We start from the raw sequence: 11,501 nt of genomic DNA, 5'->3' as shown, positions 1-11,501 counted from the left end.
GGTGGACCCCCGTCGCTACTTAGAAAGGCACCATCATGACCGTCAGTGGACCAAATGCGGACACGAACCTGGTCAAGCCGGCTCGCGGGACGGTGCCGTCGCCGTTGCGGGTGAGCACGATGCATGAGTTGGAGTACGGGACGGTGGTGTTGCGCTTCGGGCGGGATCTGCCGTCGGGGACGTCGAAGGTGTATTGCAAGGGGATCACGTTGACGGTGCCGACCGGGGTGTCGGGTGCGGATCTGACCCGCGAGCCGTCGTTGATCACGACGGCGGTGAGCATCGTGGAGGGGGAGGCGCAGGGGACGGAGTGGTGGGTCGATCGGGACACGACGGATCCGAACAAGGCGGTGTTCTCGTTCGTGCCGGACACGACAGCGGTCTTTGACGGGACGTGGGCGGTCAGCCTCACGTTGTCGGGGATCGAGGTGAATCCGTCGATCGGGACGGTGGATCTGAAGGTCGAGGAGACGACGTCCACGACGGGTGCGGAGGACAGTTACCAGAAGCGGAACGGGGAGGTGGAGGTGAAGAAGGGGAACGACGAGTTCTTTTTCCGCAGCCTGCACCCTCGTTCGGTCGTCATCAATCGCGGCAGCACGGTGGACCTGCTGTGGGAGGCGCCGGCCGACAACCGGATCACGTACACGATGTACTACCGGAAGGCGGACGGGACCGAGACGAGTGACAGCGTCCAGGCCAACTTCGCGAACCGGGTCTGGAAGTCGCCGGTGCTGGACGACAACGCCAACTTCACGCTGAAGGCGACCCTGGACGGGCAGGACTACTTCCTGACCACCTCGCTGACTGTCAACAACCCCAACGTCGTGGTCAACACGCTGAACGCCAACAGCAACGTCACGGTGGCGGCTGCAGGGACGCTCACCACGCACGGTCCTGTCCAGGCCAACAATGACGTCACCATCAAGTCGGACAAGGCGCTCAAGGTCACCTTGGTGGATCCGGTGGTCGCCAACGGCACAGTCACCGTTCGGGGAAACCTGACGGTTTCCGCCGACAAGAAGCTGACCGCAGGCCCGCTGAGCGCGGGTGCCGTGACGACAGGTGCCGTGACTGCCGGCGGCCTGGTGACGGCGAACGGCGGTCTCACGGTGAAGTCCGACAAGACGCTGTCCGCCGGTGAGGTGACGATCGCGAACGGAAAGGTCCTGAGCGTCAGCAAGATCAAGTCCCCGGTGAACAGTGCGATCGAGCTTCAGAACAGCATCAACCAGACGGCGGGTGGCATCACCACTGGAAGCCTCACCGTCAATGTGAACGGAACCCTCACCGTCAATGGCACGCTCGCGGCCAAGGGAGCGACCGACCTGCTCGGCGCCCCGCAGAGCTGGTCGCTGACGTGGAACAGCTCCAAGACTTTCACTGCTCCGACCTCGGGTCTCGCGATCGCGCTTGTCCACAGTGATGGTGGCAACCGCAATCCGATGGTGACGATCACCTCCGAGGGAAGGACCACGCGGGCATCCGCCCTGAAGTTCAACTCCCCGCCGCGCGACGGGCGCGAGACGACCATGCTCGGTATCCGGAAGGGCAAGTCGTGCACTGTCTGGTTCGGCGACTCCGGCGGGGACAGCGGAAGCGACTACAAGTCAGCGTGGTTGATCTGGATCCCGTTCGGAGCAGGCAGCATCTCCCTGTGACCGCTACGCCCCTCCCCGCTTCGGAAGGACAGCTATGACAGCCAACACGCCCACGGCGGACACGAACCTGGTCAAGCCGGCGCGGGGGACGGTGCCGTCGCCGTTACGGGTGAGCACGATGCATGAGTTGGAGTACGGGACGGTGGTGTTGCGCTTCGGGCGGGATCTGCCGTCGGGGACGTCGAAGGTGTATTGCAAGGGGATCACGCTGACGGTGCCGACCGGGGTGTCGGGTGCGGATCTGACCCGCGAGCCGTCGTTGATCACGACGGCGGTGAGCATCGTGGAGGGGGAGGCGCAGGGGACGGAGTGGTGGGTCGATCGGGACACGACGGATCCGAACAAGGCGGTGTTCTCGTTCGTGCCGGACACGACGGCGGTCTTTGACGGGACGTGGGCGGTCAGCCTCACGTTGTCGGGGATCGAGGTGAATCCGTCGATCGGGACGGTGACCCTGGCTGTCGAGGAGACGACGTCCACGACGGGTGCGGACGGTAGTTACCAGAAGCGCACCGGTCAGGTGGAGGTGAAGAAGGGGAACGATGAGTTCTTCTTCCGCAGCCTGCGTCCTCGGACGACCGTCATCGGGCGGGGCGTGACCGTCGACCTGTTGTGGGATGCGCCGGCCGACACCCGGATCCAGTACACGATGTACTACCGGGGCGCCAATGGGCAGGAGACGTACGACAACAACCAGGCCAAGTTCGCGAACCGGAAGTGGACGTCGCCGGTGCTGAACGACAACGCCAACTTCACGCTCAAGGCGACGCTTGACGGGCAGGACTACTACCTGACCACCTACCTGACGGTCAACGATCCCAACATCGTGGTCAATTCACTGAGTGCCAGTGGGAACGTGACGGTGGACCCCGGGGCCAACGGGTACATCTGGCTGAAGACGGGCCGGTTCGACACCACGGCGGAGGCCACCGTCAACCTCTACGGTGTCCTCAACGCCAACGGCAATGTCACGGTGGCGGCGAACAAGACGCTCACGGCGAACGGCCCGGTCCAGGCGAACGGCAATGTCACGATCAAGGCGGACAAGACCCTCAGTGCTGGGGACGTCACGATCGACAAGGACAGGACCCTCAGTGCTGGGGACGTCACGATCGACAAGGACAGGACCCTCAAGGTCACTTGGGTGGATCCGACGGTCGCCAACGGCACGATCAATGTGCGCGGAAGCCTCACCGTTGCGACCGGCAAGACCCTCACCACGAATGGGCCGATCCAGGCGAACAGCAACGTCACTGTGGATCCTGGGGCCACTGGGTACATCTGGCTGAAGACGGGCCGGTTCGACACCGCGGCGGAGGCCACCGTCAATCTCCACGGTGCCCTCAATTCTCACGGCCACTTGACCATGGCCGCGGGCAAGAACATCACCATCCCCCTGGGCGGCGGCCAACTCGCGGTGGCCGACGCGTTCGTCGCCAAGTCCCACCATCCGGAGTGGACATACCCCAAGGTCGAGATCGGCCCGGCGGCGAATGTTCCCACCGAAGGGAACATCGTCGTCGGTGGGAAGAGGGTTCTGCGGGACGGCGACAGTGTCACTCTCAAAGCGGGGTGGGCACAGAACGGCTACCTCTGGGACAACGACGGCAGCTCGACCAAGGACCAGGGCAATGTCGTGCGCAAGATCAACGACGCCCCCGTCAACAACCTGCGGTCCAGGTGGACACTGGGATACCGGTCATCGAACAATCCCACCGTCGTTGATCCCGACGGAGATGCCGATGCCCAGGAGTGAATGCAACCTGACCATCCACAAGCGTTGATCAGTGCGATCGTGCCACTGCTTCGGAAGGGACACTCGTGAACGCCGCTGCATCGCCTGCGGAGACGAATCTGCTCAAGCCCGCTCGCGGCACCGTCCCCAGCCCGTTGCGGGTGAGCACGATGGACGAGTTGGAGTACGGGACGGTGGTGCTGCGCTTCGGGCGGGACCTGCCGGCCGAGACGTCGAAGGTGTACTGCCGGGGGATCACGCTGAAGGTGCCGACCGGGGTCTCGGGGGCCGATCTGACGGTCGAACCGTCGTTGATCGCAACCGCTGTGAGCAAGGTGCACGGCGAGGCGCAGGGGACGGAGTGGTGGGTCGACGCGGACACGACGGATCCGAATGAGGCGGTGTTCTCGTTCGTGCCGGACACGACGGCGGTGTTCGACGGGACGTGGGCGGTGAGTTTCACGTTGTCGGGGATCGAGGTGAACCCGTCGATCGGGACGGTGGACCTCGACATCGAGGAGACGACCTCCACGACGGGGGCGGAGGGCAGCTACCAGAAGCGCACCGGGCAGGTGAAGGTCAAGAAGGGGAACGACGAGTTCTTCTTCCGCAGCCTGCATCCCCGGTCGGTGGTCATCAACCGGGGCCTGGCCGTGGACCTGTTGTGGGACGCGCCCTCCGACAACCGCATCGTGTACACGATGTACTACCGGAAGGCGGACGGGACCGAGACGAGCGACAGCAACCAGGCCAACTTCGCGAACCGGAAATGGACGTCGCCGCAACTGGACGACAACGCCAACTTCACGCTCAAGGCGACCCTCGACGGGCAGGACTACTTCCTGACCGCCTCGCTGACCGTCAACACCCCCAACGTCGTGGTCAACACGCTCACCGCCAACAGCGCCCTGACCGCCAAGAGCACCCTGACCGCGGAGAGCACGCTCACCGCAACCGGGCTGCTGTCGGCGAATGGTGGGGTGACGGTGCCGTCGGGGAAGTCGGTGACGGCCAATGGTGGTGTGTCGGCGACGACGGTGACGGCGTCGGGGTTGGTGTCGGCGAATGGTGGGGTGACGGTGCCGTCGGGGAAGTCGGTGACGGCGAACGGTGGTGTGTCGGCGACGACGGTGACGGCGTCCGGGTTGGTGACGGCGAACGGCGGCTTGACGGTGAAGTCGGACCAGACACTGTCCGCCGGTGACGTCACGCTCGCGAGCGGAAAGGTCCTGAGCGTCACCAAGATCAAGTCCACCGTCAACAGTGCGATCGAGCTGCTGAACAGCATCAACCAGACCGCGGGCGGCCTCACGACTGCCGGCGCGGTCACCGCAACGGGTGCCATCAAGAGCGGCAACCGGGCGGTGATCCTCGCCGGCGACAGCGTTTCGCTCGAATCGCTCTACTTCACGGGGAAGTTCCTCAACGGCTCAGGGAAGCAGAGCCACTCCGACAACTCCAACGTCAGTGGCCCCGCAGCCTTCTACCGGAGCTACGACGGCGCTTCCAAGTTCAAGATCGCCCACCGCTAGCCCGACCTGGACCGGGTCGGCCCAGGCCTGCCCGAGCCCGTACTACGGGATCAGCACCGCCCGGTACTTGGCCTTGTTCATGTTCTGGAAGGTGTTCTCCGCCGTCTCCAGCGGATGCGTCTCCACCATGGGTCGCACGCCCTTGAGGGCGGCGAACGCCATCGCCTCCTCGCTGTCCTTGGCGTGACCGCTGTACCAGCCGGTCACGCCGCGGCGGCCGAAGACGAGCAGGTCGGGGTTGACCGCGATCGGCGCGCGGTCGCTGGCGAGGACGATCAGGCGGCCGTTGGGGGCCAGGCCCTGGATCAGGTCGGCCTGGGCGGGGCTGCTCCCGACCGTCGAGATGACGGCAACCGCGCCGCCGAGCTTGGCCAGCGCCTCGCCGGTGCTGCCCTCCTCGCTGTCGAGGTACTCGTCGGCACCCAGGCGGCGGGAGATCTCCTCCTTGCCCCGGCCGCGGTTGATCGCCACCGTGCGGAAGCCCATCTTGTCGGCGAACTGCACCGCCAGGTGGCCCAGGCCCCCGATGCCCTGGATCGCGACGGTGTCGCCAGGGCGGGCGCCGCTGTTGCGCAGCGAGTTGAAGGTGGTGATGCCCGCGCACATCAGCGGCCCGGCCTCCTCGAAGGAGAGCACCTCGGGGATCCGCGCGAGGGCGTCCTGCGGCGCGACCATGTACTCGGCGTAGCCGCCGTCGTAGGTCACGCCGACGATCCGGCCCGCCGCGCAGTTGGCGAAGTCGCCCCGGCGGCACGGGTCGCAGGTGAAGCAACTGCCGCCGTGCCAGCCGACGCCGGCCCGGTCGCCGGGCTGCCAGGCGGTGACCCCGGCACCGACCGCGTCGACCTCGCCGGCGATCTCGTGTCCGGGCACCCGGGGCAGCCGCACGCCGAGCAGGCCGAGCCGCGCGATGTTCTCACCGCCGCAGACCCCGCAGGCGCGCACCCGCAGCGGACCTGGCCGGGGCCCGGCTCGGGGACCGGGAGTTCGACGAGCGTGAACGGCTTTCCTGCCTCGATGACCTGCACGGCCTTCATGGTGGACAGGCTCATGACTGCTCTCCCTCGGGTGGCGACGGCGGCGCGGACTCAGGCGGCGTGATCATAGCCGCTGGGGTTGCCGAGCTGCGGTATTTCGCGTGCCGACGAGAAGATATGACGGACCGTCATGCAGGTGGATCGCCCAGCACGCCCGGATCGGGCCGCAGCGCGAGCAGGCCGTCGGCCAGACCGACCACGAGGTTGCCCGCGGCGGTGGTGAGGGCGTGAGCGGGGGAGTAGACGGGGATCTCGGCGAGGCAGACCGGGGCGAGCGGGTCCCAGAGGCGCACGGTCCGGTCGATGCTCGCACTGGCGAGCAGCAGGCGGTCGCCGAGCCGGACGGGATGCACGGCCGTGACGGGGGCGCTGTGGCCGTGCAGGGTGTGCAGCTCGTCGCCGCGCAGCGGGTCCCAGAGGCGGACGGTGTGATCGGCGGACCCGCTGGCGAGGAGGGGCGGGCCATCGCCGGGCAGCAGGCAGAGTGCCTGGACCGGGCCGGCGTGACCGGTGAGCGCGTCCAGCGGAGCGACGTCGTCCAGCCGCCACCGCAGGATCGTGCCGTTCTCCGTGCCGGCGGCGAGCAGCAACTGGTCCGGGAGGTCCACCGTACACAGGGCCAGGACGGCGGTCGGCTGCTGCTTGAGCTGGTGCAGCGTCCTGCTGGTCTGCGGATCCCAGATCCGCACGGTGCCGTCGAGGTGGCCGGTGGCGAGTCTCCGGCGGATCGGGTGGATGCTCCGGATCGGGTCCATCACGCCCATCAGCAGGCGCTCGCGGCCCGACATCGGATGCCAGAGCCAGGCGCCGCGGTCCTTGCGCCCGGAACCGGCCAGGACCGGGCGGGTGTCGACCCGGCTCTGACAGAGCATCAGCAGATTGGGCGGACCGGCGTGCGGGACCTGCACCGGCTCGCCGTCGGAGGCCGAGAGGTACCGGACCTCCTGGTCGCCTCCGGCAGAGACCAGAACGGTCCTGCCGCGGATCTCGACGCCGGCCAGGGCTGCCGCCTGGACGGGCTGTTCAAGGCGGTTCCCGGAGCGCCTCCGGACGTCGGGGTGCCAGATCCGCACCGTGCGGTCCGCGCCGCCGCTGACCACCATCGCCCGGCCGTTGACCCGGACGGTGCAGACGCTCTTCACCGCGGAGAGGTGGCCGTGCAGAGCGCCGATCGGCTCGCCGCCGTCCGCCTGCCAGAACACCAGGTTGCCACGCGCGGTGCCGGCGACGACGACCGCGTTGAACGCCGGAACCGGAACGGCACAGAGCGCCGTGAGCCCGCCGGTCGCACCGACCAGGGTCCGCAGGATCGCTCCCGTGCGGTGGTCCCAGATCCTCACCGCCGTGTCCCGGCCGCCGGCGATGAGTCCCCTGTCGTGGGCGGGCACGTCACACATGACGTCCGTGGACCTGCGCCCGGTGACGAAGTGCCGGACCGAGCCTGTGCCGGCCTGCCAGACCCCCGCCGCCCGGTCCTCGGTGCGTGTCACCAGGACCTCGTCCGCCGCCGCCCCGTAGACCTCGCCCAGCGGCACCAGCGGCCCGACGTACCCCTCCAGCAGTTCGACCTGACGCCCCGTCACCGGGTCCCAGAGCCGCACCGTGCGGTCCTCGCCAGCGCTGGCCAGCAGCTCGCGCCCGTCCGCCCGCACGGCGCACAGGTGGCGGACCTCGCCGGTGTGCCCGTGCAGCGCGTGCAGGCGGTGGCCGGTGAGCGGGTCCCAGAGCCGCACCGTGCCGTCCGCGTTGGCGGTGGCGAGCCAGGGGCCGGCGGCGGTCGGCACGGTGCAGAGGGCGTTCATCCGGCTCTCCTGGCCGGGGAGGATGCTGAGCAGTTCGCCGGAGGCGGGGTCCCAGATCCGGACCGCCGACTCGTCCAGGCTGGCCAGCAGTGAGCGGCCCTCGGTGGGGATCTCGCAGACCGCGATGACCTCGCCCTGGTGGCCCTCCAGCACGGCTTCGGCCTGCTGGGTCGTCACCGAGGCCCACTGCGCCGCGTAGGGGACGCCGGCGACCTCACCCGCGTAGTCGCCCCGCGGCAGCCCCTCGCGGACCTCGGTGACGGTGAACATCGCGGCCCGCTCCGCCGGGCCGGCGGCGATGGCGCGCGGCGTGCGGCGCAGCAGGGTGGCCCGGTGGCGGGCGGCCGGCCGGCCGGCGAGGTAGGCCTGTGGGATCAGCCGGGTGAGGTCGACGTGCAGCAGGTAGGCGTCGTCGGTGAGCAGGTCGTCGATGAGGCCGCCGCGCGCGGCGTGGCCCGGTAGCGCGCGGCGCAGGTAGGCCGGTGCCCGGTCCCAGCCGAGCGAGCGGCCCAGGCCCAGCAGGGTGCGGGTGAGGGCGCGCTCGTCGCCCTGGGTGGCGTCCAGGTCGGCGCGGGCGCCGAGCAGCGCGTCGTTCAGGGCTTGGTGGAAGAGCCGGAAGAGGCGGTCGCTGCCGGTGTCGCTGGCCTCCACCAGGAAGTTGGCCGCCGAGGAGCGGGCAAAGGCCCGCAGCGCCTCCTCACCGGGGGCGATGCCGTAGAGCGCGCCGATGGTGGCCTGCCACACCGTCAGCGGCATGCCGGGCGGCTCGGCGTAGGCGAGCGCGGTCAGCGCGTCCCAGGCCGGGCAGCCGGCGACCGGCGGCAGCAGCTTGAGGTACTCGCGCAGCGCCGCGTCCACGGTCGGGGTGAACGCCACCGCGGCGGGGGCCACCGGTTCCCGGTCGGCCATGCCGTGGGTGCGCGCGACCAGGCCGGCGATCAGGAAGTTCTGTTCGGCCAGTGCGGCGATCCGGGCGGCCACCGGGGCGGCCACCCGCTCGTCCTGGTAGGGGTTGCCGGGGCGCTCGTCGCCGACCAGTTGCAGGGTGGCCAGCGCGTAGGCGGCCAGGTCGGCCTCGGCGAAGTAGGCGGCGTCGTCCAGGTCGATCTCGTGCCTGGCCGTCCCGAAGACGGTCAGCAGCCCGCCGCCGTTGTCCCGGCGCCGGCTGCCGAGCACGACCCGCACGCCCAGGTCGGAGCAGGTCTCGACGAGCGGTTGCACGACGGCGGTGATCACCGCGCGGGCTTCCAGCGGGCTCGCGGCCTCGTCCAGGGCGTCGATCACCACGTTGAAGTCGCGGTGCCGACGGCCGCTCAGCGCATCGCGCAGGGCCGGGGCGAGGTCCTGGGCGACGGCGGGCAGCGCCGCCGAGGCGGCCCGGGCGATCTCCTCGGCCACCGCCAGCGCGGTCTTGCCCTTGGCGTGCACGGCGCAGGCGATCGAACCCAGCGGGGCCCGCACGGCATCGTCCTGCGGCGGGAGGGCGGCGGCGATGGCGGCGTCGGCGGTGGTGACGATCCGGCCGAGCACGGCCGACTTGCCCACGCCGGGCGAGCCGGTCACCACCAGGGCCTGCCGCTCGGCGCCGCGGTCCAGCCAGCGCACGATCTCGCCCAGCGCGGCGGTGCGCCCGCGGAACCGGAAGCCGCGCTCGGCGTCGGTGCTCACCCCGCGGGCGCGCGGGCGCCAGTGCCGGCGGGCCTCCGGGTCGCTGTCCAGCCGCCACCCCCAGGCGGCCAGCGCGCCCTCGCCGGCGGCCTCCGCCGACCACTCGGTGAGCCGGGCCAGCTTCTGTTCGGGCAGGCAGAGGTCGGCCATCCACAGGGTGATCGCCTGGGCGTCGCCGTGCTCCCCGTTCGCCTGTCCGAGCACCCCCACCACGGCGTCGTACTCCGGTGACCAGAGCGCCGCCCCGCTGAAGCCCGGCCGGACGGGGTACCGGGAGCCGGTGTCCAGGCGCACCCAGCCGAAGCCGAGCGACTCGCCGACGCCGCCGTCGGCCGAGTTGCCGAGCAGGCGGCCGTTCGGGAAGCCGAAGGACCACCAGGTCTTGCCGACCAGGTCGTCGGGGGTCGGCCGGCGCAGCCGGGCCGCGGCGTGCGGGGGAGCGGGTTCGGCGAGCACCAGGACCGCCAGATCGGGCTGGACGGCCTGGAACCGCGCCTCGGGCAGCACGACCTGCTCGACCTGGATCCGCCGGGTCATCAGCTCGGGCAGCTTGGGGAAGGCGACCCAGAGCTCGCCCTCGGGGCGCCCGGCCGGACGGGCGACATGGGCGCAGGTCAGCACCCGGCGCTCGTCGATCAGGAAACCCGAGCCGAGGGCGTCGCCGGCGGCCGAGGCGTGGATCGAGGTCACCCAGCCGTCCGAGGCGGGGCGTCGGACGGCGCGCTGCTCGCCACTCACTCCGCAACCGGCGCAGAGGTCATCTCGGCCCTCCCCCTCCGTCGGCCGTGGGAGGACAGCGTACAACTCGTCAACGGCCCGGAACCCGGCGGCGGACGGTACGCCCGAACCGCACCGGGCAGCCCTAAGGTGGGGCGGGTGAACGTCATTCTCTTCGGGGCGACCGGCATGATCGGTCAGGGTGTGCTGCGCGAGTGCCTGCGGGACGACGCGGTCGAGCGGGTGCTGGTGATCGGCCGCAGCCCGGTGCAGCAGGAGCACCCCAAGCTGGTCGAGGTGCTCCGCTCCGACCCGTCCGACCTGTCCGGGCTGGAGGCCGAACTGGCCGGCTACGACGCCTGCTTCTTCTGCCTGGGGGTCTCCGCGGTCGGGATGCCGGAGGCGGAGTACCGGCGGATCACCCACGACCTGACCCTCGCGGTGGCCCGTACCCTGGCCGCCGCCAATCCCGGGCTGACCTTCGTCTACCTCTCCGGGGAGGGCGCGGACAGCACCGAGCAGGGCCGGGTCATGTGGGCCCGGGTGCGGGGCCGCACGGAGAACGAGCTGCTGCGGCTGCCGTTCCGGGCCTTCGCGTTCCGCCCGGGCGTCGTGCTGCCGCAGCACGGGGTGGTCTCCAAGACCCGCCTCTACCGCGTCGGCTACTCGGTGCTCGGACCGCTCATCCCGCTGCTGCGCAAGGTCGCACCGAACCTCGTCACCACCAGCGAGCAGATGGGCCGCGCGATGATCGCGGTGGCCACGCCCGGCGTCGTCCCGCCCGGGGCCGATGCGACGCGCCGGATCCTGCGCACCAAGGACATCAACCGCCTGACGGAGCATACGGAGCGTACGAACTCCTGATCGCCCAGGGGATCTTTGTGCGTGAAATTCTCTGCCCGAACTGCTTCTCGCCGCGTAGGAATGGCTTCTCGGCCTGACCGGCCGCCCGCGATCACGAGGAGCCAACGCCCATGACCCGCCTCCGCACCACCTGCATGACCCTCGCCGGCGCCGCAGCGATGTTCGCCCTGGCCGCTGCACCCGCCCACGCCGCCCCCGGTGACGTCACCACCGTCTGCGGGAGCGTCCTCACCCCGAGCGGCTACGTCGACGTCAGCTGGGGCTACAGCAGCAGCTGCGGCACGCAGAGCTTCAGCCCGAACATCAAGCAGATCAAGCAGCTCACCGGGCTGCCCGTCGGCACCGTGGTCCAGGCCTGCGGAACCACCTACCCGCCGGCGGGCTGGGTGCAGACCAGCTCGTACTACACCAACAGCTGCGTCGCGTGGTCGAACCCCAGCTTCAACAACAACGCCTGGACACTGAAGCGCGTCTCCTGACCCAGT

The 11,501-nt window shown here is 69.9% G+C and carries 7 protein-coding genes; 5 read left to right on the top strand and 2 right to left on the bottom strand.

Going from position 1 to position 11,501, the window contains the following annotated elements; translation table 11 throughout:
* Positions 1-35 precede the first annotated feature (35 nt).
* The 3 genes from OG294_RS04885 (at position 36) to OG294_RS04875 (ending at position 4,928) form a co-directional block, all read left to right on the top strand.
* Positions 36-1,661 (top strand): hypothetical protein, encoded by a 1,626-nt coding sequence (locus OG294_RS04885; protein ID WP_327065141.1) that lies wholly within the window; start codon positions 36-38, stop codon positions 1,659-1,661.
* Positions 1,662-1,695: 34 nt separating this feature from the next.
* Positions 1,696-3,417 (top strand): hypothetical protein, encoded by a 1,722-nt coding sequence (locus OG294_RS04880; RefSeq protein ID WP_327065140.1) that lies wholly within the window; start codon positions 1,696-1,698, stop codon positions 3,415-3,417.
* Positions 3,418-3,482: 65 nt separating this feature from the next.
* The gene (locus OG294_RS04875) at positions 3,483-4,928 is read left to right on the top strand and encodes a hypothetical protein (protein WP_327065139.1); all 1,446 of its coding nucleotides are present in this window, start codon (positions 3,483-3,485) and stop codon (positions 4,926-4,928) included.
* Between the two features lie 42 nt (positions 4,929-4,970).
* On the opposite strand, the gene OG294_RS04870 is transcribed toward OG294_RS04875, so the two are convergent.
* Both OG294_RS04870 and OG294_RS04865 read right to left on the bottom strand, forming a co-directional pair.
* Complete coding sequence (locus tag OG294_RS04870; protein ID WP_327065138.1) at positions 4,971-5,873, bottom strand: alcohol dehydrogenase catalytic domain-containing protein; 903 nt, start codon at positions 5,871-5,873, stop codon at positions 4,971-4,973.
* Between the two features lie 220 nt (positions 5,874-6,093).
* On the bottom strand, positions 6,094-10,173 hold the full coding sequence (locus tag OG294_RS04865) for a trypsin-like peptidase domain-containing protein (protein WP_327065137.1): 4,080 nt from the start codon (positions 10,171-10,173) through the stop codon (positions 6,094-6,096).
* Positions 10,174-10,311: 138 nt separating this feature from the next.
* On the opposite strand from OG294_RS04865, the gene OG294_RS04860 reads away from it, so the two are divergent.
* Together OG294_RS04860 and OG294_RS04855 are read left to right on the top strand one after the other, a co-directional pair.
* On the top strand, positions 10,312-11,016 hold the full coding sequence (locus tag OG294_RS04860) for an NAD(P)H-binding protein (protein WP_327065136.1): 705 nt from the start codon (positions 10,312-10,314) through the stop codon (positions 11,014-11,016).
* Between the two features lie 110 nt (positions 11,017-11,126).
* On the top strand, positions 11,127-11,495 hold the full coding sequence (locus tag OG294_RS04855; protein WP_327065135.1) for a hypothetical protein: 369 nt from the start codon (positions 11,127-11,129) through the stop codon (positions 11,493-11,495).
* Positions 11,496-11,501 lie beyond the last annotated feature (6 nt).

Origin of the sequence: Kitasatospora sp. NBC_01302, assembly GCF_035976515.1 — a bacterium.
Lineage (GTDB): Bacteria > Actinomycetota > Actinomycetes > Streptomycetales > Streptomycetaceae > Kitasatospora.
This window is presented reverse-complemented; position numbering and strand designations above follow the sequence as displayed.